At 59.7% G+C, this 23,434-nt stretch carries 20 protein-coding genes and 1 pseudogene; 20 read left to right on the plus strand and 1 reads right to left on the minus strand.

The genetic code is table 11. The annotated features are described in order from the left end of the window. Positions 1-75: 75 nt before the first annotated feature. The 6 genes from mutS (at position 76) to murJ (ending at position 9,872) form a co-directional block, all read left to right on the plus strand. Entirely contained in the window at positions 76-2,727 is a 2,652-nt protein-coding gene (gene mutS, locus JNB91_RS21685; RefSeq protein WP_220327601.1) for a DNA mismatch repair protein MutS, read from the plus strand. Between the two features lie 25 nt (positions 2,728-2,752). Next, complete coding sequence (gene greA / locus JNB91_RS21690) at positions 2,753-3,235, plus strand: transcription elongation factor GreA (RefSeq protein ID WP_220327561.1); 483 nt, start codon at positions 2,753-2,755, stop codon at positions 3,233-3,235. 93 nt (positions 3,236-3,328) lie between these two features. Next, complete coding sequence (locus tag JNB91_RS21695; protein WP_220327562.1) at positions 3,329-4,273, plus strand: MYG1 family protein; 945 nt, start codon at positions 3,329-3,331, stop codon at positions 4,271-4,273. Between the two features lie 73 nt (positions 4,274-4,346). Next, entirely contained in the window at positions 4,347-5,357 is a 1,011-nt protein-coding gene (locus JNB91_RS21700; RefSeq protein WP_220327563.1) for a helix-turn-helix domain-containing protein, read from the plus strand. Between the two features lie 110 nt (positions 5,358-5,467). Then, positions 5,468-8,284 (plus strand): [protein-PII] uridylyltransferase, encoded by a 2,817-nt coding sequence (locus JNB91_RS21705; RefSeq protein WP_220327564.1) that lies wholly within the window; start codon positions 5,468-5,470, stop codon positions 8,282-8,284. Between the two features lie 13 nt (positions 8,285-8,297). Then, entirely contained in the window at positions 8,298-9,872 is a 1,575-nt protein-coding gene (gene murJ, locus JNB91_RS21710) for a murein biosynthesis integral membrane protein MurJ (RefSeq protein ID WP_220327565.1), read from the plus strand. A 293-nt stretch (positions 9,873-10,165) separates the two neighbouring features. Here the strand turns inward: murJ and JNB91_RS21715 are convergent, their stop codons facing one another. After that, the gene (locus JNB91_RS21715) at positions 10,166-10,651 is read right to left on the minus strand and encodes a YcbK family protein (protein ID WP_220327566.1); all 486 of its coding nucleotides are present in this window, start codon (positions 10,649-10,651) and stop codon (positions 10,166-10,168) included. A 368-nt stretch (positions 10,652-11,019) separates the two neighbouring features. Here JNB91_RS21715 and JNB91_RS21720 point away from each other — a divergent pair. The 14 genes and pseudogenes from JNB91_RS21720 (at position 11,020) to JNB91_RS21785 (ending at position 23,260) form a co-directional block, all read left to right on the plus strand. Next, a pseudogene (locus tag JNB91_RS21720) lies at positions 11,020-11,417 on the plus strand (VOC family protein). A gap of 145 nt (positions 11,418-11,562) precedes the next feature. Further along, the gene (gene trpS, locus JNB91_RS21725; RefSeq protein WP_220327567.1) at positions 11,563-12,627 is read left to right on the plus strand and encodes a tryptophan--tRNA ligase; all 1,065 of its coding nucleotides are present in this window, start codon (positions 11,563-11,565) and stop codon (positions 12,625-12,627) included. A 111-nt stretch (positions 12,628-12,738) separates the two neighbouring features. Further along, complete coding sequence (locus JNB91_RS21730) at positions 12,739-13,230, plus strand: universal stress protein (protein ID WP_148145981.1); 492 nt, start codon at positions 12,739-12,741, stop codon at positions 13,228-13,230. Between the two features lie 113 nt (positions 13,231-13,343). Beyond that, a complete protein-coding gene (locus tag JNB91_RS21735; protein ID WP_220327568.1) occupies positions 13,344-13,910 on the plus strand; it encodes a NifU family protein in 567 nt (188 codons plus the stop codon). An 18-nt stretch (positions 13,911-13,928) separates the two neighbouring features. After that, a complete protein-coding gene (gene tsaB, locus JNB91_RS21740; RefSeq protein ID WP_220327569.1) occupies positions 13,929-14,567 on the plus strand; it encodes a tRNA (adenosine(37)-N6)-threonylcarbamoyltransferase complex dimerization subunit type 1 TsaB in 639 nt (212 codons plus the stop codon). Between the two features lie 3 nt (positions 14,568-14,570). Further along, positions 14,571-15,065, plus strand: coding sequence for a GNAT family N-acetyltransferase (locus tag JNB91_RS21745; protein ID WP_220327570.1), 495 nt, complete (start codon positions 14,571-14,573; stop codon positions 15,063-15,065). Between the two features lie 39 nt (positions 15,066-15,104). Further along, positions 15,105-15,533, plus strand: coding sequence for a Fur family transcriptional regulator (locus JNB91_RS21750; protein WP_220327571.1), 429 nt, complete (start codon positions 15,105-15,107; stop codon positions 15,531-15,533). Between the two features lie 22 nt (positions 15,534-15,555). Then, a complete protein-coding gene (gene olsA / locus JNB91_RS21755; protein WP_220327572.1) occupies positions 15,556-16,359 on the plus strand; it encodes a lyso-ornithine lipid O-acyltransferase in 804 nt (267 codons plus the stop codon). A 433-nt stretch (positions 16,360-16,792) separates the two neighbouring features. Beyond that, positions 16,793-18,217 carry a tRNA (N6-isopentenyl adenosine(37)-C2)-methylthiotransferase MiaB gene (gene miaB, locus JNB91_RS21760; protein ID WP_220327573.1) on the plus strand — a complete coding sequence of 475 codons (1,425 nt, stop codon included), beginning with the start codon at positions 16,793-16,795 and terminating at the stop codon, positions 18,215-18,217. 23 nt (positions 18,218-18,240) lie between these two features. After that, entirely contained in the window at positions 18,241-19,299 is a 1,059-nt protein-coding gene (locus JNB91_RS21765) for a PhoH family protein (protein WP_220327574.1), read from the plus strand. A 21-nt stretch (positions 19,300-19,320) separates the two neighbouring features. Next, positions 19,321-19,830: an rRNA maturation RNase YbeY gene (gene ybeY, locus JNB91_RS21770; RefSeq protein ID WP_220327575.1), complete on the plus strand. Its 510-nt coding sequence runs from the start codon at positions 19,321-19,323 to the stop codon at positions 19,828-19,830. Between the two features lie 10 nt (positions 19,831-19,840). Continuing rightward, positions 19,841-21,016, plus strand: a complete 1,176-nt coding sequence (locus JNB91_RS21775) for a hemolysin family protein (RefSeq protein ID WP_220327576.1) — start codon at positions 19,841-19,843, stop codon at positions 21,014-21,016. 75 nt (positions 21,017-21,091) lie between these two features. Further along, on the plus strand, positions 21,092-22,693 hold the full coding sequence (gene lnt, locus JNB91_RS21780; RefSeq protein WP_220327577.1) for an apolipoprotein N-acyltransferase: 1,602 nt from the start codon (positions 21,092-21,094) through the stop codon (positions 22,691-22,693). A gap of 150 nt (positions 22,694-22,843) precedes the next feature. Then, complete coding sequence (locus JNB91_RS21785) at positions 22,844-23,260, plus strand: helix-turn-helix domain-containing protein (protein ID WP_220327578.1); 417 nt, start codon at positions 22,844-22,846, stop codon at positions 23,258-23,260. The last annotated feature ends 174 nt before the right edge of the window (positions 23,261-23,434 follow it).

The raw sequence follows: 23,434 nt of genomic DNA on the forward strand, positions 1-23,434 counted from the left end.
TTTGAACGTTTGTCTATAGACGCCCTGACCACCGACCAGCTCGCTTCGGAGGAAAGCCGTGCCACGGCTACCCCGATGATGGAGCAGTTTATCGAGATCAAGGCGAACAATCCCGGTTCGCTGCTCTTCTATCGCATGGGCGATTTCTACGAACTGTTTTTCCAGGATGCGATTGACGCATCCCGGGCGCTCGGCATCACGCTCACCAAACGTGGCCAGCATATGGGCCAGGATATCCCAATGTGCGGTGTCCCTGTTCATGCGGCGGATGACTATCTGCAGAAGCTGATTTCGCTCGGTTTCCGCGTCGCTGTCTGCGAGCAGGTGGAAGATCCTGCGGAGGCCAAGAAGCGCGGTTCGAAATCCGTGGTGAAACGCGATGTCGTGCGCCTCGTCACGCCGGGCACGATCACTGAGGAAAAGCTGCTTGTCGCCTCGGAATCCAACTATCTGATGACGCTCGCCCGCATCAAGGGCGGTGCCGAGCAGGCGATGGCGCTTGCCTGGATCGACATCTCGACCGGCGTTTTCCGCCTCGCCGAAACCACGCTTTCGCGTCTGCTCGCCGATATCCTGCGCATCGAGCCGCGCGAACTGATCATGCCGGATACGATGTTCCACGATCCGGAACTGAAGCCGGTCTTCGATGTGCTCGGCCGCGTGGCCGTGCCGCAGCCGGCGGTGCTGTTCGACAGCGCCACGTCGGAAGGCCGCATCGCCCGTTATTTCGGCGTCGGCACGCTGGAAGGCTTTGGTTCGTTTTCCCGCGCTGAATTCGCCGCCGCCGCCGCCGCTATCGCCTATGTCGAAAAGACCCAGATCTCGGAACGTCCGCCGCTCGGGCGGCCGGAACGCGAAAGCGGCGCTTCGACGCTGTTCATCGATCCCGCCACCCGCGGCAATCTCGAACTGACGAAGACGCTCTCGGGCGAGCGCGAGGGCACGCTGCTTAAGGCCATTGACCGCACCGTCACCGGCGGCGGTGCCCGGTTGCTGGCGGAGCGGCTGATGTCGCCGCTGACAGATCCGGATCGTATCAATCTCCGGCTCGATTCCATCTCCTTCCTGATTGACGAACCATCGCTGTGTTCCGATCTGCGCTCATCGCTGAAACATGTGCCCGACATGCCGCGTGCGCTGTCCCGCCTTGCGCTTGACCGCGGTGGCCCGCGTGATCTCGGTGCAATCCTCGTCGGTCTCCAGGCGGCGCGTGGTGCGGCGGCATTCCTCGATGGTTCGATGCTTCCCGAAGAACTGTCGACGGCCCTTGTCGATCTCAAGGCGCTGCCGGTCACAGTCGAAAGTCTGCTCGGCAATATGCTGGCTGAAGACCTGCCGCTGCTGAAGCGCGACGGCGGTTTCCTGGCAGATGGCGCCAATGCGGAACTTGATGAGGTTCGCGCCCTGCGTGACCAGTCCCGTAAGGTGATTGCCGGCCTGCAGCTGCAATATGCCGATGAAACCGGCATCAAGTCACTGAAGATCAAGCACAACAACGTGCTGGGCTATTTCATCGAGGTGACCGCCGGCAATGCCGGCCCGATGACCGATACGCCGGAAGCCAAGGCCCGTTTCATCCATCGCCAGACCATGGCGAATGCGATGCGCTTCACCACGACCGAACTTGCCGATCTCGAAAGCCGCATTGCCAATGCCGCCGACAAGGCGCTGACCATCGAACTCGAAGCCTTTAACCGCATGGTCGCAGCCGTCACGGCGGAGGCCGAGGCGATCAAGGCCGGTGCCCGTGCGCTGTCGATCATCGATGTCGCCGGCGGTCTAGCCATGCTGGCCGAAGAATGGGATTACCGTCGCCCGATCGTCGATGACAGCCGCATGTTTGCAATCGAGGGCGGCCGCCATCCGGTGGTTGAGCAGGCACTTCGCCGCCAGTCGTCCGGCCCGTTCATAGCCAACGAATGCGACCTGTCGCCGAAAAACGGCGGCGAATTCGGCGCGCTCTGGCTGCTTACCGGCCCGAACATGGGTGGTAAATCGACCTTCCTGCGCCAGAATGCTCTGATCGCCATTCTCGCCCAGATGGGCTCTTTCGTTCCGGCCGCTGCCGCCCATATCGGCGTGGTCGACCGTCTGTTCTCGCGCGTCGGCGCGTCTGATGATCTTGCCCGCGGCCGCTCCACCTTCATGGTCGAGATGGTCGAAACGGCAGCCATCCTCAATCAGGCGACCGATCGCTCGCTGGTCATCCTCGACGAGATCGGCCGCGGAACCGCGACGTTCGACGGTCTGTCGATCGCTTGGGCCTCGGTCGAACACCTGCACGAAGGCAATCGCTGCCGCGGTCTGTTCGCCACCCATTTTCACGAGCTGACCGTGCTTTCGGAAAAGCTTGGCCGCCTGTCCAACGCCACGATGAAGGTGAAGGAATGGGATGGCGAGGTCATCTTCCTGCACGAAGTCGGCCCCGGTGCCGCCGATCGTTCCTACGGCATCCAGGTCGCCCGCCTTGCTGGCCTGCCCGATAGCGTCGTCACCCGCGCCCGCGACGTGCTGACCAAGCTGGAAGATTCCGACCGCAAGAACCCGGCTAGCCAGCTTATCGACGACCTGCCGCTCTTCCAGGTCGCTGTGCGAAAAGAAGAGACACGCGGTGGATCTTCCAAGGTCGAAGAAGCGTTGAAGGCAATCAACCCGGATGACATGAGCCCGCGTGAGGCGCTCGAAGCACTTTATGCGCTGAAGAAGCAGGCCGCCGAAAAGGCCTGAGCCGGGCAGTTAAAGGAGTTCACGCGTGAGCGTTGCCTTCATGAAGGAAGAAAGTGCCGAGACGGCCGCCGAAACGGTGCTGCCCGACCGGCCGATCTCGCCACATCCGAACCTGGTCACGCAAGCCGGGCTGAAGGCGCTTGAACAGCAGTTGCAGGCGGCGCGTGAAGCCCATGAGGCGGCAAACGCGATCGATGATATCAATGAGCGCCGCCGGCAGGCCGCTGGGCCGGCACGCGATATCCGCTATTTTGCCGAACGCGTTCATACGGCCCAGCTTGTACCGGCACCTGCATCGCATGAAACCGTTTCGTTCGGCAGTACCGTTCGCTTCAGCCGCGATGATGGTCGCGAGCAGACCTATCGCATCGTCGGCGAGGACGAGGCCGATCCCAAGACCGGCACGATTTCCTATGTGTCGCCGGTCGCCCGCGCGCTGAATGGCAAGTCCGTCGGTGATCTGGCCACCGTCGGTAACCAGGAAATCGAAATTATCGCCATTTCGTAATCCGCTTTGCTGCGTATGCAGCGGCTGCGCTTGTGAAGACCTGCGACTGCGGCTATCTGATGCGTCTTCATTCAAACAGAGGCGCATCCCGGCATGAAACCAGCTTATCTCGTCACCCATTCCGGTGGCTTCCATGCCGATGAACTTCTCTCCAGCGTCATCCTGACCCGGCTTTTCCCCGAGGCGAAGATCGTTCGCAGCCGTGCGCCGGAATGGATCACGCCTGGTTCCGATCGCATCATCTATGATGTCGGCGGCGCCTATGATGCGCAAAAGCAGATCTTCGACCACCACCAGCGCGGCGCGCCGCTGCGCGAAGATGAGGCGCCCTACAGCTCCTTCGGCCTGATCTGGAAACATTACGGCCGTGATTATCTGGCCGCGATGAATATTCCCGAGGCGCATGTGGATGCCCTGCACGCATCCTTCGACAAGAGCTTTGTCCTGCCGATCGACCTGATGGATAACGGCGCACTGAGCCCGTCGAGCGCCGGTCCGCTTGCAGGCCTTACTCTTTCGAGCCTGCTGGAAACGCTCAAGCCGAACTTCGACGACAAGGGCGATGGTGCTGATGACCGCGCCTTCCATGCGGCTCTCGCCATCGCCCGCGCTTTTGTCGAGGCGGGTATTGGCAAGCGCGCCGCCAAGCTGAGGGCTGAAACGCTGGTGCTCGAGGCAATCGAAAAGACCGGCGAGGGACGCATTCTCGAACTTCCCATGGGCATGCCCTTCCGCCCCGCGATTATCAAGGCCGGTGCCGATCATCTCCTCTTCGTCGTCCATCCGCGCGATGGCAAGGATTGGTGTGTTACCGGCATCCGCAAGGCGGATGACGGGTTCGAACTGCGCGCCGACCTGCCGAAATCCTGGGCGGGCCTGACGAACGGCGAGCTTGAGGCCGCTTCCGGCGTCAAGGGCGCCACCTTCTGCCATAACGGCCGCTTCATCGCGGCAGCCACCAGCCGCGAGGCGGCGCTTCAAATGGCAGAGATCGCGGTCAGGGAAGCGCTTGCCGCGGAAGCGGGCGGTTCCGCTTAAGCGGCTTGTCGTGAACATGGTATAGTTTCGCAGAACCTGTTCCGGTCGCTCCGGCGTTTTTCTGGATATTCCGTTGCTTACCATCCCTTTGCCCTTCATCGCCGGATTGATCTTCGCGCTGGTTCTTCATCACAGCCTGAAGGGCGTGGAAGCGCCGGGAAGCCGCCGTTATTTCGTGGCTTTCCTCATCCTTTATGCGTTGCAGGGCGTGGTTGTCGGCCTGCATTTCGGCTACGGCGTCAAGGCGCTTGCGCCGATCCAGCCGATCACCGCCTCGGCCATGCCGCCGCTCGCCTTCCTGGCATTTCGCGGCTTGACGGATGCGGCGATACCAACGCCCTGGCTCCATCTCTGGGCACCGATCTCCCTTGGGCTTTCGGTCGCCTTTCTGCAAATGCTGGTCGATCCGCTGCTGCTGGTTATCTTCCTGGTTTACGGTGCCGCCCTCTGGCGCCTGACACGGACCAGCGATGACGAGGTGATGGCCGAAGCGAGCCTCCAGCGTATGCGCCCGGCTTTGCGAGCAGCCCGTCTGACGGCGATCCTGATGTTCTTCTTCGCCGTAAGCGATGTCGCCGTGGCCGTCTATGCAAGCTTTGCCGGTGCCGAGGGCGTTCCTTTCGCTGTGGCGATCATGAACATCGTCGCGCTCGCGGCAACGGGCATCTATTACCTTCTGCCTGAAACGGACCAAGCCGCCGTTTCACCGAAAGCGCCGGCGTTGCCCGATCCCGCGGATAAAGCGATCGTTGAGCGCGTCACAGCAGTCCTTGGCGAGGGCGAACTTTACAGGGACGAAAACCTCAGCCTCGCGAAAATCTCCCGCAAGGCGAAAATTCCGGCGCGCGACCTGTCTTCTGCCATCAACCGTGCCACGGGCCTCAACGTCTCCCAGTTCGTCAACAACCGGCGCGTCGGCGAAGCCTGCCGCCTTCTGGACGAGACGAGACAATCGGCGACGGCGATCATGCTCGACGTCGGATTCTCGACAAAATCGAACTTTAACCGGGAGTTTCGCCGCGTAACGGGCATGAGCCCGCGCCAGTGGCGCGCGAGGTCGAAAGCCGAAACCACCGGCTCTTGAACTTCATGCTGCAAGGCAACAACTTGGAAACGACCTCTTGTCATAATCGGTGGTCAAGGTGACCAGAAATCGGTAAAGCCGACCGGCAAACTGGCATCGGCAGGGATGATATGGCCAGACACGAAATCAATTTCTCCGAACTTCTCGATGTAGATGCCCTGAAGGCCGAATGCTGCGCGGTGATGAAGACGGATCGCCCGCTTCTGGAGCTGCGCTCGGCGCTTCTGCCCATCATGCGCCGTGCCAGCAACGAAGGCCGCCAGAAGGCGCGTGAGCTGCTCGAAAAAGACGGCAGCGGACTCAATTGCGCCGAGCGCATTTCCTGGGTCCAGGACCAGATCATCTGCGTCCTGCACGAGATTGTCGCCGCCGCCGTTCATCCGGAAGGCAAGGATATCACGATTGCCGCCGTCGGCGGTTATGGCCGCGCCACGCTCGCACCGGGATCGGATATCGATCTTCTCTTCCTTCTGCCGGCGAAAAATTCCGACGAGATGCGCAAGGCCGTCGAGTTCCTGCTCTATATTCTGTGGGATATGGGCTTCAAGGTCGGCCACGCCACCCGCACGGTCGAAGAGTGTATCCGTCTTTCCAAGACCGACATGACCATCCGCACCGCGATCCTGGAAAGCCGGCTGATCTGCGGTTGCGCAACCCTTTTTGCAGATCTCGAGACCCGTTTCGACCATGAGGTTGTCGCCGATACCGGTGCCGAATTCGTCAGCGCCAAGCTTGCCGAGCGCGATCAGCGCCACCAGAAATCCGGCGACACCCGTTATCTGGTCGAGCCGAACGTCAAGGAAGGCAAGGGCGGTCTGCGCGACCTCCATACCCTGTTCTGGATCGCCAAATATTATTACCGGGTCAAGGATGCCGCCGATCTGGTCAAGCTCGGTGTCTTCTCCCGTGGCGAATTCCGCCTGTTCGAAAAGGCGGATGATTTTCTCTGGGCGGTTCGCTGCCACATGCATTTCCTCACCGGAAAATCGGAGGAGCGCCTGTCCTTCGATATCCAGCGCGAAATCGCCTCTGCTCTCGGCTATCATACCCGTCCCGGCCTTTCCGCCGTCGAGCGTTTCATGAAGCATTACTTCCTGGTCGCCAAGGATGTCGGCGATCTGACCCGCATCTTCTGCGCAGCACTTGAGGAACAGCAGGCCAAGGCCGCACCCGGGCTCGCCAACCGCGTCATCTCGCGCTTCACCAAGCGCCTGCACAAGATCCCCGGCACGACCGATTTCGTCACCGATCGCGGCCGCATCACGCTCGCCTCGCCGGATGTCTTCACCCGCGATCCGGTCAACATCATCCGCTTTTTCCATGTCGCGGATATTCATCAGCTCGAACTGCATCCCGATGCGCTGAAGCGCATGACACGCTCGTTGACGCTGATCGACAACAGCGTGCGTGAAAACGAGGAAGCCAACCGGCTGTTCCTGTCGATCCTGACCTCACGCCGCGACCCGGCGCTGATGCTGCGCCGGATGAACGAGGCTGGCGTGCTCGGCCGTTTCATTCCCGAATTCGGCAAGGTCGTGGCGATGATGCAGTTCAACATGTATCACCACTATACGGTCGACGAGCACCTGATCCGTTCGGTCGAGGCCCTGTCGGAGATCGATAAGGGCGAGATGCTCGAAATGCATCCTCTCGCCACCAAGATCATGCCGGGCATTGAGGAGCGTGAGGCGCTTTATGTCGCCGTGCTTTTCCATGATGTAGCCAAGGGCCGTCAGGAAGACCATTCGATCGCGGGCGCCCGCATGGCGCGCAAGCTCTGCCCGAGGTTAGGTCTGAACCATAAGCAGACCGAAATCGTCGTCTGGCTGATCGAGCAGCATCTCGTCATGTCGATGACCGCCCAGACCCGCGATCTGCATGACCGCAAGACGATCAGCGATTTCGCCGATGTCGTGCAATCCATGGACCGGCTGAAACTGCTTCTGGTCCTGACGATCTGCGACACGCGCGCCGTTGGTCCAGGTGTGTGGAATGGCTGGAAGGGTCAGCTTTTGCGCACCCTTTACTATGAGACCGAAATCCTCCTCTCCGGCGGCTTTTCCGATCTGCCGCGCCGCGAACGCGCGACCGTCGCCGAAGAAGCGCTTTTCGATGCGCTCTCCTCCTGGGAAGAGAAGGAGCGCAAGACCTATTCGTCGCTCCACTATCAGCCCTATCTCCTGGCCGTTTCGCTGGACGATCAGGTTCGCCACGCAACCTTCATTCGCGATACCGATCGCGCCGGCCATGCGCTTGCAACCATGGTGCGCACGGACGCCTTCCGGGCGATCACCGAAATCACGGTTCTCGCGCCCGACCATCCGCGCCTTCTGTCGATCATCGCCGGAGCCTGTGCAGCCGCCGGAGCCAATATCGTCGATGCGCAGATCTTCACCACCACGGATGGACGCGCACTCGATACGATCCTGATCAATCGCGAGTTTGCGGTAGACGAGGATGAGCTGCGCCGTGCCGGCACGATCGGCCGCATGATCGAGGACGTCCTGTCGGGCAAGCGCCGCCTGCCGGAAGTCATCGCCACCCGCGCGAAATCGCGCAAGAAGACCAAGGCTTTCGATATCCCGCCTTCGGTCACCATCTCGAACGGTCTCTCCAACAAGTTCACCGTCATCGAGATCGAATGCCTCGATCGCACCGGTCTCCTGGCGGATATCACCGCCGGCCTTGCCGACCTGTCGCTGGATATCCAGTCGGCCCGCATCACCACCTTTGGTGAAAAGGTCATCGATACCTTCTATGTCACCGATCTGGTCGGCCAGAAGGTGACCAATGACAACCGCCAGAACACCATCTCTGCGCGGCTGAAAGTGGTGATGACCGATCAGGACGAGGAAGCCAAGAAGAACCCGGCACCGGCCAATGCCGCAGAGGAACAGTCGCTACGCAAGAGCAAGGCGCGCGCGTGACGGATATCGCCATATGAGCCTCGTCAGGAAATTCGCAACGGTTGGCGGCGCGACGCTCGGCAGCCGCATCTTCGGTTTCGCCCGTGAAACCGCAATGGCGGCAGCGCTCGGTACGGGGCCGATGGCAGACGTCTTTTACGCCGCCTTCCGCTTCCCCAACCTGTTTCGCCGTCTGTTTGCCGAAGGCGCCTTCAATGCCGCCTTCGTGCCGCTCTTCTCGAAAGAGATCGAACAGAATGGTGTCGAGGGCGCCAAGCGTTTTTCCGAAGAGGTGTTCGGCGTCCTGTTTTCGGCGCTCCTCCTCATCACGATCGCCATGGAACTCGCCATGCCATGGCTGGTGCGATGGATTATCGCTCCGGGTTTTGCAGACGATGCGGAAAAGACCTCGCTGACCATCCGCATGGCCGCGGTCATGTTCCCTTATCTGATGTGCATGTCACTGACCGCGATGATGAGCGGCATGCTGAATTCGCTGCATCACTTCTTCGCCGCGGCAATCGCTCCCGTCTTCCTCAACGTGGTGATGATCGCCGCTCTGGCTTACGGCCTGTGGATCGGTGCAGATCCCGAGCAGATCGCCTGGTATCTCTCCTGGAGTGTTCTGGTCGCCGGCGTTCTGCAGCTCGCCGTCGTTTATATCGGCGTGCGCCATGCCGGCATCAATATCGGTTTCCGCCGACCTCGCATGACGCCCAACGTCAAGCGGCTGCTATGGCTGGCGGTCCCCGCCGCGATTACCGGTGGTGTCACCCAGATCAACCAGATCATCGGCCAGGCGATAGCATCCGGCAAGGAAGGCGCGATCGCAGCTCTTCAATATGCTGACCGCATCTACCAGCTGCCGCTCGGCGTGGTGGGCGTCGCGGTGGGTGTTGTCCTGTTACCCGAACTGTCTCGAGCGCTGAAGGGCGGCAAGTTGGAGGAAGCGGCGGGTATCCAGAACCGCTCGATCGAATTCGTCCTGTTCCTGACCCTGCCTGCCGCGGTTGGTCTGTGGGTCCTGTCGGAAGCGATCATCCGCGTCCTTTACGAACGCGGGATGTTCTCGGCTGAAAACACCTCGGTCGTCGCCGGCATTCTGGCGATCTATGGCCTCGGCCTCCCCGGTTTCGTCCTGATCAAGGCGCTGCAACCCGGCTTCTATGCCCGCGAGGATACCAAGACGCCGATGCGAATTACCATGCTCGCGGTCGTGGTGAATTCGGGCCTTGCGATTTCGCTTTTCCCGATCCTTGCAGAACGCGGCATCGCGACTGCAGAAGCGGCGGCAGGCTGGATCAACACCGTGCTGTTGTTCACCATCCTGGTCTGGCGCGGCGATCTCACCTGGGAATGGCAGCTTGCCAAGCGCACGGCTTTGCTGCTCGTATCTGCTGGAGTTATGGCGGCGGCGCTGATCTATGCCTTGCCCTATGCCGGATCGTGGCTGGCGCCAGAAGCGCATCTGCTCAGTCAGGTCACCGCTCTCGGCGTTCTGATCGCGCTCGCCATGGTCGTCTATTTCAGCGTCGCCTTCCTGATCGGCGGTGCCGACCTCGGCATGATCCGCCGCAACTTGAAGCGAAAGCCGAAGGTATCATCTTAGAGCCTTTCCGGGTTAAATTGAACCATTCTGCCGGAGCAGGTTTCTGTCAGGGCAAAGGCGATTGGCGAAGGGCATACCCGAAGGTACGGTCGAGCCGATCGCCTTTGATCCTGGCGGAAAGATGCCCGGCCCTTCGGGTTGGCTGAAACGGGCCGGCTGATCGTCCGGCCGGCTTGGCCGTATGCTTTGGCTACGACGCGCGCCAGCCGGACGACCATCCGACTCCGTTTGAGCCAACAGAATGGTTCAATTTAACCCGGAAAGGCTCTAAGCCATCATCAAGGTCACCGCGATCAGGTGTCGCGGCCCTTGGATTTGCGCTTCAGATTGGCAAGGCTGCCCTTGCCCTTCTTGCCACAATGCGCCCAGGTGCGGCTCGGGCCGATATCGACATGCACGATGCCGTTGCAATAACGGCCGATACCGCCAATGCCCGGCGCGGTGCGGGCTGCAGCCAGAATGCGCTTTTCTGAGACACCCGGTACGCGGATGTCTGCGGCGAAACAGCGGCTATGTTGTGACTTGCCTGAACGTGGGCGGTGGCCCGAAGTCACCATCGGCTTCTTGCCGGTCTGCTTGGCGATATGGGCAAGGATCGCTTCCAGCTTTTCGGGAAAACAGCCGGTCCGGACGCTGACACGCTGTACCGTGTAGAAAGCGGAGTAATCGTGCTGAATTGCAGTGCTGCGGCGTTTGTCGTTCTTGCCTGCTGCTTCGGCGTTTACGTTCATACTGAATGCCAAAAGGCAGGCCAGCGCGACGCGAGAAAAGATGCGCATGGTTGTCCCCTAGGAAAAGACCAGTCGTCATGACGGTCGACTTCGTCGTGAAGGGGTATTTCATTCTGAAAAGTGACGTGAATAAGGTGGGATTTACCTCAAATTGAGATTAATGGGCCGTAAATCTTAATATCCGTTAATAAACTGTAGTTTTGATGCTTGTTATATTTGCTCGGCTGGCGCCAAAATTTCGTTATAAAACTGTTACATAGCGTTGGTGGAGCGGACCTGCGCGGATGCACCGGGGGTAACCATGAAAACCCCTAAAAAAATTGGGGTATGGGGCGGAAAAATCCCGAAATTACACTTCATAGTTGCCTATGCGCTTAATCTTAGCCCGATCAGCACGTGAAATTCCGGAGTTGAGAATGCCTTTACGATCGCTTTTTCTCGTGACGCTTGTGGTCGATGACTATGATCGAGCCTAGACTTTCTACTGCGATGGTCTTGGTTTTGACTGTATAGAGGACACGTCCCTTGCCGATGGCAAGCGTTGGCTCGTGGTAAAGCCGAAGGGCGGTGAGGGGCGGCTTTGCTGCTTGCTCAGGCCGCCGACGAAAGGCAGCGGGCGGCAATCGGTAACCAGACCGCAGGACGGGTCGGTTTCTTCCTGAAGACCGATGATTTTGCCCGCGACCACGCGGCAATGCTCTCCCGCGGCGTCAGGTTCATGGAGGAGCCGCGCCGGGAGGTTTACGGCACGGTGGCCGTGTTTGCCGATCCCTACGGCAACACCTGGGATTTGATTGAACATGCTCCGCGCTGAGGCCTTGATTTTGCCCTGCCCGACGTGCTTAGAGCGCGGCGTTAGCTACATGGCCCGCGGGGCGCGATTGCCGGAGACGTTCAAACCTGCCGGGAGCGCGTAACCTTGAGGTCTGAGGCCTTCCAACCGCCTGTTCGAGGACATCATGAACACTTTCAAGCCGCTCGTTTTCTCCGGCGTTCAGCCGACCGGCAATCTCCATCTCGGCAATTATCTGGGTGCGATCCGCAAGTTCGTGGCGCTGCAGGAAAACAACGACTGCATCTATTGCGTCGTCGACCTGCACGCGATCACCGCTCAGCTCGTGCATGACGACCTGCGTGGCCAGATCCGTTCGATCGCCGCAGCCTTCATCGCTTCCGGCATCGATCCGGTGAAGCACATCGTCTTCAACCAGTCGGCCGTGCCGCAGCATGCCGAGCTTGCTTGGGTGTTCAACTGTGTTGCCCGTATCGGCTGGATGAACCGCATGACGCAGTTCAAGGACAAGGCCGGCAAGGACCGCGAAAACGCCTCGCTCGGCCTGCTCGCCTATCCGAGCCTGATGGCGGCTGACATCCTCGTTTACCGCGCCACCCATGTTCCGGTCGGCGACGACCAGAAGCAGCATCTGGAGCTCGCCCGCGATATCGCCCAGAAGTTCAATATCGACTTCCAGGACAAGATCCGCACGACCGGCACCGGCGTCGATATGGTCGTCGGCGAAGAGCCGATCCATGGTTATTTCCCTCTGGTCGAGCCGCTGATCGGTGGTCCGGCGCCGCGTGTCATGTCGCTGCGTGACGGCACCAAGAAGATGTCGAAGTCCGATCCGTCGGATCTGTCGCGCATCAACCTGATGGACGATGCCGACGATATCGCCAAGAAGATCCGCAAGGCCAAGACCGACCCGGAAGGCCTGCCGAGCGAAATCGAAGGTCTGGCTGGTCGCCCAGAAGCCGACAATCTCGTCGGCATCTACGCAGCCCTTGCCGATCGCACCAAGGCCGATGTTCTGGCCGAATTCGGCGGCCAGCAGTTCTCCGTCTTCAAGCCGGCGCTGGCTGAACTGGCGGTCGAGGTTCTCGCTCCGATCGGTGCCGAAATGCGCCGTCTGCTCGACGACACCACGCATATCGACGCGATCCTCAAGGACGGCGGCGAGCGCGCCGGTGCCCGTGCGCAGAAGGTCATGGACGAAGTCTGCGACATCATCGGCTTCCTGCGCTGATTTTCGAGGCGTCATGAATAGGCAAACCCGTCGCTTAAAGCGGCGGGTTTTCATTTTTCTACGTTGGTATAAGGTCCGCGGCGAGACTGCTTCGGCAACACAGGGGGCGTTATGGTTTCCAAGAGACTTTCGCGGCTTGAAGGCCACAGGCGCAAGTTCATGGCGGTCATCGACGGCACGCCGGAATGCGAAAAGGCGGTCCATTATGCCGGCCGCCGCGCCAAGAATACCAATGGCGGCCTGGTTCTTCTCTATGTCATTCCCGAAGGCGATTTCCAGCAATGGCTGGGTGTCGAGCAGATCATGCGCGCCGAGGCGATGGAAGAGGCCGAAGCCGTGATGGCCAAGGCCGCCCACCGGGTGCGCGAGACGATCGGCATTGACCCGGAAATCGTCATCCGCGAGGGCAGCGCCCCCGAGCAGATCAACGGGTTGGTCGAGGAAGACCGCGATATCGCGATCCTCGTTCTCGCAGCCGGTTCGGCAAAGGAAGGACCGGGACCGCTGGTCTCTGCGGTTGCAGGTCGCGGTGCGGCCTTCCCCATCCCCGTCACGGTTCTTCCCGATACGCTCTCGGACGAGGAAATCGACTCGCTGGCGTGATCTCGCTCTTGACCATGGGCGGACAAAGGCGCACTTGAACCCAAAGATGAGAACGTTTATCTTATTTGGAAAAGTTCTAAACTGAGCGCCGCTCGTCGGCCAGGAGCAAGCCCATGTTCATCCAGACCGAAGCCACGCCGAACCCGGCGACCCTGAAGTTTCTTCCCGGCAAGGTTGTCATGGAAAAAGGCACGGCCGAGTTTCGCAATGAAGCCGAAGCTGCGGCCTCTCCTCTGGCCCTGCGCCTGTTCAACGTTCCCGGCGTTACCGGCGTTTATTTCGGCTACGATTTCATCACCGTCACCAAGTCCGATGCCGAGTGGCATCACCTGAAGCCTGCCATCCTCGGCTCCATCATGGAACACTTCATGTCCGGCCAGCCGGTCATGGGTGGTGGTTCTGCCATGGCCGAAGATCTGGACGAGGAAGGCGAGTTCTTCGATGAAGGCGACGAGACGCTTGTCGCGACGATCAAGGAACTCTTGGAAACCCGCGTCCGTCCGGCCGTGGCGCAGGATGGCGGCGACATCACCTTCAAGGGGTTCAAGGACGGTACCGTCTACCTCAACATGAAGGGCGCATGCTCTGGTTGCCCTTCTTCCACCGCGACCCTGAAGCATGGCGTGCAGAACCTGCTCAAGCACTTCGTTCCCGAAGTGCAGGCGGTCGAGGCCCTCTGATACCCGCAAGACCTGTTCATGATCGTTCTCGCTATCGACACTGCAGGCATCGATTGTTCTGCGGCGGTATTTGACAGTTCCGCCGGCAGATTGCTGTCTGCCGTTTCGGAAGGGATCGGCAAGGGGCATGCCGAGCGCCTGATGGCCGTTATCGATCAGGCGCTGGATGAGGCTGCTGTTGACCTTCACGCGGTTGGCAAGATTGCTGTCGTCATCGGCCCCGGTTCCTTTACCGGTATTAGGGTCGGGGTTGCCGCTGCTCGCGGCCTAGCTCTTTCGCTCGGGATCGAATGCGTCGGCGTATCGACGCTCGAAACGCTCGGCGCATCGCATCGGGCAGTGAGCGGTTCCGACAAGCCGGTGCTCGTCGCCATGGATGCCAAGCGTGAGGAAATCTATGCGCAGGCTTTCGCGGCCGATGGCACGGCCTTGAACGAAGCGGCTGCACTGTCTGCCGAAGACGTGGACAATCTTGCCGCATCTCTCTCTGCCGAGCTTACCGGTTCGTGGATCTCCAGGACGGGCGATCGCTTCGATATCGGCACTGTCGCACGCATCGGTGCATCGAAGGACGCTGCCGGAGCCCGGCCGAAACCGCTTTATCTGCGTGGTCCTGACGCAAAACCCCAGACGGGTTTTGCACTGGCGAGAGTGTGAGCCATGTTTGACGACTACCTGACCTGGAAGCCGTTTTTCGAAGTCGTGCCGATCGAGGATGTCGATTGCGACGAGATTTCTGAGCTGCACGGCCTGCGCTTTCCGCGCCAGTGGAGTGAGGCTGAATTCCAGGACCTTATTTCGCAGTCGAACGTCTTCGGCTTCATGGCGCGCCAGACCAACGCATTTTTTTCCAGGCCGCTCGGTGGCTTCGTCCTCAGCCGTGAGGCGGGTGGTGAAGCGGAGATCCTGACGGTCGCCGTGGCCGAAAAGTTCGGCCGCCAGGGGCTTGGCTGGCGCCTGATGCAGGCGGCGGTGCGTGAGGCGATCTCGCGTGGTGCCGACAGCATGTTTCTCGAAGTCGAGGCCGAAAACAGGCCTGCCGTCGGGCTTTATGGCAAGCTCGGTTTTGCCAAGGTGGCAGAAAGACCTGCATACTATCTGGGAGCGGATGGCCGACGGACCGCAGCGCTTGTCATGAGCCGTGATCTTCGCTAGTCCCTCAGCATACGTGAATATTTCGAAGGCCAGAACGTCATGAGAGACCTTTCCAAGACCCTGGAAGAGTTGTGTGCCGAAAAGGGCATGCGCATGACCGACCAGCGCCGCGTCATTGCCCGGATCTTGCAGGAATCGGACGATCATCCGGATGTCGAGGAGCTTTATCGCCGCTCGTCCAAGGTCGATCCGCGCATCTCGATTTCGACTGTCTATCGGACGGTGAAACTGTTTGAGGACGAGGGCATCATCGAGAAACATGACTTTCTCGATGGCCGCTCCCGCTACGAAACCGTGCCGGAAGAACATCATGATCACATGATCGACCTGAATACCGGCAATGTCATCGAATTCCAGTCCGCCGAGATCGAGGCGCTGCAGGAGCGTATCGCCCGAGAGTTGGGCTTCCGGCTGGTCGGCCACCGGCTTGAGCTTTACGGCATTCCGCTCGACAAGAACGATGATTGAACGGAACCGGTAGGGCAAAACAGTGATCACCTCCATCCGGATAGGCTTGGTTGTCGTCTGTCTCGTGATCGTGACACTGGTGCTTCTTCCGTTTCAGCTTCTGGGTCTCGCTTTCGACTGGAAGATCCGCCGTTACATCCCGCGCCTTTGGCACCGTTCCGCCTGCTGGCTTTTGGGCATCCGCATCCGTGTTCATGGCCATCTGGAGCGTCGGCGGCCGCTGATGCTCGCCGCAAATCATGCCTCGTGGAAAGATATCCTCGTGCTCGGCGCGGTTGCCGATGTCGTTTACATTGCCAAGTCTGAAGTGGCCAATTGGCCGGTGTTCGGCATTCTCGCCAGGCTGCAGAAGACGATTTTTGTCGTGCGCGAGGAAAAACGCCGCACCGGTGATCAGGTGAACGAGATTGCCGCACGGATGAATGCCGGCGAAATCGTCGTGCTTTTTCCCGAAGGCACGACATCGGACGGTAACCGCCTGCTTGAGGTGAAATCCTCGCTCTTCGGTGCAGCAGCAGCAGCCGTGCCGCACACGCCGGATGGTGTCGTGCATGTTCAGCCGGTCTCGATCGCCTATACGCGTATCCATGGCATGGCGATGGGGCGTTTCCATCGCCCGCTTGCCGCCTGGCCGGGTGATATCGGGATGATGCCGCATCTGATCGGCGTGCTGAAGGAAGGTGCATTCGATGTGGAGGTCGCTTTCGGCGATACGGTAGATTTCCGCATCGGCGACAATCGCAAGCACCTGAGCCAGAACATCACCGCCCAGCTCCGCCGCATGCTGATAAGGCATCTGCGGCAGCGGGAATATGATGCGGGGTGAGGGCTGTCTTTCTTCCATATTGGCAAGTGCACAGCAATCAAATGGGTGATTGCTTGCTTGTGCATGGATCCTCGGGTCAAGCCCGAGGATGACGGAGGTTTTGGTTTCTGTTGGAGGCCAAAGCAGGCCATGTGCCCTGAGTTACCGATTTCATCGGCATGGGAGTTGTTTTTGGGCACCTTTGCACCACCCATCGGCCGTCATCCTCGGGCTTGACCCGAGGATCCATGCACAAGCCCAAAAACCTCACGATTGACGGCGCATTTGCATCCCAACAACGATCCCATGCATGGCGGGACATCTCCGTATCATTCCCAAGCGCAGGCATGGGTAACTCTTTATCTGTATGACGCCGGCCCCTGAGCGATATCCGGCAGCATCGTAACGCCGCTGGAGGCTTCAATTCCGCCCTTTCTTGCGGTAAGGAAGCCCCATGAACGAACATGTCTCCATTACTGCACCGGCCGATGAGGCTGCACACTGTCCGGACGCACGTCCCAACACCCGCAAGGTCTTCATCAAGACCTACGGCTGTCAGATGAATGTCTATGATTCCACCCGCATGGGCGATGCGCTGGCGGGTGAGGGATATGTGACGACGGAAGACATGGGGGAGGCGGATCTCGTTCTTCTCAACACCTGTCACATCCGCGAGAAGGCGGCGGAAAAGGTTTATTCCGCGCTTGGCCGCCTGCGGGACATGAAGAAGGAACGCGCCGCCGAAGGCCGCGAATTCATGATCGGCGTTGCAGGCTGCGTCGCCCAGGCGGAAGGCGAGGAGATCATCCGTCGTGCACCGGCCGTCGATGTGGTCATCGGCCCGCAAACCTATCACCGCCTGCCGGACGCGCTGAAAAAGGCCCGCAATGGCGAGCGTGTCGTCGATACCGAATATGCCGTCGAGGACAAGTTCGAACACCTGCCGGCAACCGAAAAGAAGGTCATTCGCTCGCGCGGCGTGACCTCCTTCCTCACGGTGCAGGAAGGCTGCGACAAGTTCTGCACCTTCTGTGTCGTGCCTTACACGCGTGGTTCGGAAGTTTCCCGCCCGGTCGGCCAGATCATCGACGAGGCAAAGCGGCTGGTCGATGCAGGTGTGCGCGAAATCACCCTGCTTGGCCAGAACGTCAATGCCTGGCGCTCGCAAGACGAGAAGGGCAATCCGCTTGGTCTCGCCGAACTGCTCTATAGACTGGCCGATGTTCCGGGCCTTGCCCGCCTGCGCTACACGACCAGCCATCCGCGCGACATGGATGACCGGCTGATCGAGGCGCATCGCGATCTGCGCATCCTGATGCCCTACCTGCATCTGCCGGTACAGGCCGGTTCCGATCGTATCCTCAAGGCGATGAACCGCCGCCACACCGGCGCCGAATATCTCCGCCTGATCGAGCGTATCCGCAACGCCCGGCCCGATATCGCCATGTCGGGCGATTTCATCGTCGGTTTCCCCGGCGAGACGGATCAGGATTTCGAGGACACGCTGAGGATCGTCGAGGAAGTCAATTACGCCTCGGCCTTCTCGTTCAAATATTCGAGCCGTCCTGGCACGCCCGGTGCCGATCTGCCGGATCATGTGGCCGAAGAGGTCAAGACCGAGCGGCTGGAGCGGCTTCAGGCGCTGCTCTTGAAACAGCAGGCCGACTTCGCCACATCCTGTGTCGGAAAGACCATCGATCTGCTGCTCGAAAAGCCGGGCCGCATGCCGGGCCAGGTGATCGGACGTTCTCCATGGCTGCAGTCTGTGAATGTTGATGCAAAAACATCGCAAATCGGTGAGATTATCAGTGTACGAATCATCGGCACCGGTCCGAACAGCTTGTTTGCCGAGCGGACTGAGAGTTTAATCGAGGTCTAATTCAAGTTGAGGAGCTTGCTTACTTGAACGCATCAGAATTGGTTTCTTCGACAGCGCGCCAGCCCCGATCCGCAGCGACCGACGCCAACCACTTCGTCCTGACGTTCGAGAATAACCGATTAGCAAGCGAACTCTTCGGTCAGTTTGACCAGAACCTCAAACTTCTCGAACAGCGACTGAAAATCGATGCCCGCCCGCGTGGCAATTCGGTTTCCATTTCCGGTGATGTGGTTGCGACCAATCAGGCGCGCCGCGCACTCGATTTCCTCTATGAGCGTTTGCAGAAAGGCGGCTCCGTGGAAGCGTCCGACGTCGAAGGTGCGATCCGCATGGCGCAGGCAGCCGACGATCAGTTGAGCCTGCCGACGCTGGAACGCAAGGCAAAGCTCTCCATGGCGCAGATTTCCACCCGCAAGAAGACCATTCAGGCCCGCACGCCGACTCAGGACGCCTATATGCGGGCGCTGGAGCGGGCAGAGCTTGTGTTTGGCGTCGGTCCGGCGGGTACCGGCAAGACCTATCTCGCCTGCGCCCATGCTGCCCAGCTTCTGGAACGCGGCGCTGTCGACAAGATCATCCTGACGCGACCGGCGGTCGAGGCAGGGGAGCGACTGGGCTTCTTACCGGGCGACATGAAGGAAAAGGTCGATCCCTATCTGCGGCCGCTTTATGACGCGCTCTACGACATGATCCCGGCCGACAAGGTCGATCGCGCCATCACCGCCGGCGTCATCGAAATCGCGCCGCTGGCCTTCATGCGCGGCCGCACGCTGTCGAATGCCGCAATCATTCTCGACGAGGCGCAGAACACGACATCGATGCAGATGAAGATGTTCCTGACGCGTCTGGGTGAAAATGGCCGGATGATCATCACCGGCGACCCGAGCCAGGTGGACTTGCCGCGTGGCGTCAAATCCGGTCTGGTCGAGGCGCTGCAGATCCTCAAGGGTGTCGAAGGTATTTCGGTCATCCGCTTCAAGGATACCGACGTCGTCCGCCACCCGCTGGTCGGCCGCATCGTCAGGGCCTATGATGCGCAATATGCCGTCCATGAGGAAAGCGAGGAAGCGCTCGACCGGTAAAACCGGTCGGGCTCAGCATACATGCCCGAACTAGACATACAGATCAGTGTGGAAGACGGCGGCTGGCCGGATGAGGCCGTTTTGGCCGCTTTGGCGGGCCGCGTGTTGAGTGCTGCCGCGGACTATCTTGCCCGCGAAGAGGAGCAACCCTTCCCTCAAATGGCGCCGGAACTGTCTCTGGTCTTTACCAATGACGATTCCATCCAGGAAATTAATGCCGAGTGGCGGGGCAAGGACAAACCGACCAACGTCTTGTCTTTCCCCGCTTTTCCGCTCGAACCCGGTGGCATGCCCGGCCCCATGCTGGGCGATATCGTGGTTGCGCGGGAAACTGTCGAGCGCGAGGCGGTTGATCTCGACAAGACTTTCGACGATCATCTGACGCATCTGCTCGTCCATGGTTTCCTCCATTTGTTCGGTTACGACCACATGGAAAAGGACGAAGCGGAAGAGATGGAAGCACTTGAGACTCGCATTTTGGCCGGTCTCGGCCTATCTGACCCCTATGCGGGGCAGGACCCGTTGATATAAGTTTGGAACAATGAACGATTATTCGAGCAATGTCGCCCGAGAGGGCAAGGACAGTTCGGACTCTGCCTCGTCGGACGAGGGCAGTAGTTCGGCGAGGTCCGAACATCACCCAAAATCCCACAATTCCTTTTGGTCGAGGGCCGTGCGCCTTCTTCGGCCATCGCAAGGTGAACAGCTCCGCGAGGATCTCGCCGACGCGTTGATGACGGATACCAATGTCAGCAACGCCTTTTCGCCCGACGAACGGGCGATGCTGCACAACATCCTCCGCTTCCGCGAAGTGCGCGTCGAGGACATCATGGTGCCGCGCGCCGATATCGAGGCGGTGGACATGAACATGACCATCGGCGAGCTGATGATCCATTTCGAGGAAACCGGCCGCTCGCGCATGCCGGTCTATAGTGACAATCTCGACGACGCCCGCGGCTTCGTCCACATTCGCGATCTTCTCTCCTACCTGGCCAAACAGGCGCGCAACAAGCGGCGCGTCAGCTCGAAGGCCTCGACGGTGCAGATCTCTGCGGCCGTTAACGGCACTGAAAAGCCGACCCGTGCGCCAAAGGCTGCCTTCGATCTTGGCCGCGTCAATCTCGAGCAGACGGTTGCAGAAGCCGGTCTGGTACGGAAACTTCTTTTCGTGCCGCCGTCAATGCTTGCCTCCGACCTCTTGCGCTCGATGCAGGCTGCCCGCACCCAGATGGCTCTGGTCATCGACGAATATGGCGGCACCGATGGTCTCGTCAGCCATGAAGATATCGTAGAAATGGTCATCGGCGATGTCGAGGACGAGCATGACAATGAAGAGGTGATGTTCTCCAAGACTGCCGACGACGTGTTCGTCGCCGATGCCCGCATCGAGCTTGAAGAGATCTCGGAAGCTATCGGTCCGGACTTCGATGTCCGCGACCGGATCGAGGATGTCGATACGCTGGGCGGCCTGATTTTCTCGGCGCTCGGCCGTATTCCGGTGCGCGGCGAGGTCGTGCAGGCGGTTCCCGGCTTCGAGTTCCAGATCCTCGATGCCGATCCGCGCCGCATCAAACGCGTAAAAATCCTGCGCAAGCGCGCTCTTGCCCGTCGCCGGCAGGCGAAGGGGGAGGGCGACGCGCTGATTGTCGCTCCGGCACAACCCGCCGCTCTGCTGCCGGCGCCGGTCGAAAACGGTGCCGCACGGCCCGAAGCCTGATCCATCGCCAACACCGCGACAGGGCGCAGTTTTTTTGAAACACTGCGCCCCTGATTCGCGAAAAAGGGGACGGTCATGGAGCGGCTGGCGGGCAAGGTCATGCTTCTTTCGGGGTGGTCCCGGATTACACTCGCAGTGTTTGCGGGAGCGGTCGGTGCGCTGGCACTGCCCCCCTTCGGCATCTTCGCCGCGCTTTTCATATCCTTCACGCTGCTTGTCTGGCTGATCGATGGCTCGACGGGCAATCCCGGCGGCGGCATCGCCAGCCGGTTGCGCTCTGCCTTCGCAATCGGCTGGCTGTTCGGCTTTGGTTATTTCGTCGCCAATCTCTGGTGGCTGGGCAATGCTCTCCTCGTCGATGCGGAGGAGTTCGCCTGGGCGCTTCCTCTCGCGGTCTTCGGCCTGCCCGCCTATCTCGCGATTTTCTATGGTCTGGCAACTGCACTTGCGCGCGCGGTCTGGTCCGATGGCGTCGGGCGCTTGGCGGCGCTTGCCGCAGCTTTCGGCGTCGCTGAATGGCTGCGCAGCTTCGTGCTGACCGGTTTTCCGTGGAATGCCGTCGGTTATGGGGCGATGCCGGTTCCCCTGATGATGCAGTCCGACGCGGTTCTGGGAATTTTCGGTGTCACGACGCTGGCCGTCTTCGTTTTTTCCGCCCCGGCATTGCTGGGAACGGTGAAGGGAAAAGTCATCGGCCTGACCGCCGCTGCGCTGCTTGCGGTGGCGCATGTCGGTTTCGGTGCGTGGCGGCTAAATGTCGCAGATGAAAAGCTGGCTGCCGGCGAGGGCAAAAAAACAACCATACGTATCGTTCAGCCGATGATCGATCAGGCACAGAAACTGGATGATACGAACCGCGCGGAGATTTTTGAGGAGCATCTGCGCCTGACCAGCGCGCCGCTTACCGAAGGTGCCGCGCGCCCCGACATCGTCGTCTGGCCGGAGACTTCGGTGCCGTTCATCCTGACGGATAATCCGGATGCGTTGGCGCGAATTGCCGAGGTTCTTGAGGACGGGCAGGTTCTCGTGACCGGTGCCGTGCGCTCGGAAAATGCCGGTGCCGGGATTGCTCCACGTTTCTATAATTCAATTTATGTAATTGATAGTGAAGGACAAATTATATCTGCCGCAGACAAGGTGCATCTTGTCCCGTACGGCGAGTATGTCCCCTATGAAAGCATACTCGCCTCGCTCGGCATAACAGAGGCGATTGCCATGCCCGGCGGCTTCACGGCTGCGACCTCGCGTAGCTTGCTCACACTGCCGGGGGGAGCGCTTCTCTACCCTCTCATTTGCTATGAGGCGATTTTCCCCGGCGAGATTGGTGCCGAAGTCGAGCGGACATCTGCCATACTCAATGTGACGAACGATGGTTGGTTTGGTGCGACACCTGGCCCCTATCAGCACTTCCAGCAGGCCCGTTTAAGGGCCGTCGAGAACGGTTCTTTCCTGATTCGTGGGGCAAATACCGGCATTTCCGCGGTCGTGGACCCATTTGGCCGTGTAGTCCAGGGTCTCGGATACAATCAAAAGGGTGTGATTGATGCGACTATAGGTGGTGAAAAGATTGAAAATTGGAGTAATAACAGCCGCCAGTGGTACTTCTGGTTGGTTGTAGCACTAATGTCTGTGATTGCAGTGGTCTCGCGTCTAAGTTTTAAATCACACGCGAATTGACCAAAAACCCCTAAAATTGCATAGTGAGAATGCCTACCGTCTCGTCATATGCTTCGCGTATTGGTTCTGTCGTCCCAAACGCGTGAAGTGTATTCTCCATACGCGGACCGGGTTGAAAACATAACTGCAACTTCACCAGGACCCCCCATTATGATTGAAAACAAGAAAAAGCCGAACCCGATCGACATTCACGTCGGGAGCCGGATCCGCCTGCGCAGAACGATGCTGGGCATGAGTCAGGAAAAGCTGGGCGAAAGCCTCGGTATTACTTTCCAGCAGATCCAGAAATACGAAAAAGGCACGAACCGCGTCGGCGCAAGCCGTCTGCAGAACATCTCGAGCATTCTCAACGTGCCGGTGTCCTTCTTCTTCGAAGATGCACCGGGCGACCAGTCGGGTGGTGCAACCGGCACGGCCGAAGCATCCAGCTCCAACTACGTTGTTGACTTTCTGTCGTCCTCGGAAGGTCTTCAGCTCAACCGCGCATTTGTGAAGATCGCCGACCCCAAGGTTCGCCGCCGGTTGGTTGACCTCGTCAAGGCACTTGCGGCCGAGGCAGAGGAATAGTCTCTCCTAAAGAGGCGGGGAGGAGGAAGCGGCTTTCAGAGCCGCTTTTTTTTGTCTTCATTTTGGCTCGCTAATCAATTTTACGCATAAAGATATATTTATGTCGTTGTGTTCTTGTTTTTGACAGATGAACTGACTAAACATTTTCTGTCCATTCTTTGAGGGGTTCCCCGC

Origin of the sequence: Aliirhizobium wenxiniae (assembly GCF_019511445.1) — a bacterium.
Lineage (GTDB): Bacteria > Pseudomonadota > Alphaproteobacteria > Rhizobiales > Rhizobiaceae > Neorhizobium > Neorhizobium wenxiniae_A.

Coding starts and splice junctions, on each gene's coding strand:
- JNB91_RS21695 (WP_220327562.1), top strand. CDS start 3,329: ATGAAACCAGCTTATCTCGTCACCCATTCCGGTGGCTTCCATGCCGAT.
- JNB91_RS21745 (WP_220327570.1), top strand. CDS start 14,571: ATGTTTGACGACTACCTGACCTGGAAGCCGTTTTTCGAAGTCGTGCCG.
- JNB91_RS21715 (WP_220327566.1), bottom strand. CDS start 10,651: ATGCGCATCTTTTCTCGCGTCGCGCTGGCCTGCCTTTTGGCATTCAGT.
- lnt (WP_220327577.1), top strand. CDS start 21,092: ATGGAGCGGCTGGCGGGCAAGGTCATGCTTCTTTCGGGGTGGTCCCGG.
- tsaB (WP_220327569.1), top strand. CDS start 13,929: ATGATCGTTCTCGCTATCGACACTGCAGGCATCGATTGTTCTGCGGCG.
- trpS (WP_220327567.1), top strand. CDS start 11,563: ATGAACACTTTCAAGCCGCTCGTTTTCTCCGGCGTTCAGCCGACCGGC.
- JNB91_RS21750 (WP_220327571.1), top strand. CDS start 15,105: ATGAGAGACCTTTCCAAGACCCTGGAAGAGTTGTGTGCCGAAAAGGGC.
- JNB91_RS21730 (WP_148145981.1), top strand. CDS start 12,739: ATGGTTTCCAAGAGACTTTCGCGGCTTGAAGGCCACAGGCGCAAGTTC.
- mutS (WP_220327601.1), top strand. CDS start 76: ATGATGGAGCAGTTTATCGAGATCAAGGCGAACAATCCCGGTTCGCTG.
- murJ (WP_220327565.1), top strand. CDS start 8,298: ATGAGCCTCGTCAGGAAATTCGCAACGGTTGGCGGCGCGACGCTCGGC.
- JNB91_RS21775 (WP_220327576.1), top strand. CDS start 19,841: ATGAACGATTATTCGAGCAATGTCGCCCGAGAGGGCAAGGACAGTTCG.
- JNB91_RS21705 (WP_220327564.1), top strand. CDS start 5,468: ATGGCCAGACACGAAATCAATTTCTCCGAACTTCTCGATGTAGATGCC.
- ybeY (WP_220327575.1), top strand. CDS start 19,321: ATGCCCGAACTAGACATACAGATCAGTGTGGAAGACGGCGGCTGGCCG.
- JNB91_RS21735 (WP_220327568.1), top strand. CDS start 13,344: ATGTTCATCCAGACCGAAGCCACGCCGAACCCGGCGACCCTGAAGTTT.
- miaB (WP_220327573.1), top strand. CDS start 16,793: ATGAACGAACATGTCTCCATTACTGCACCGGCCGATGAGGCTGCACAC.
- JNB91_RS21785 (WP_220327578.1), top strand. CDS start 22,844: ATGATTGAAAACAAGAAAAAGCCGAACCCGATCGACATTCACGTCGGG.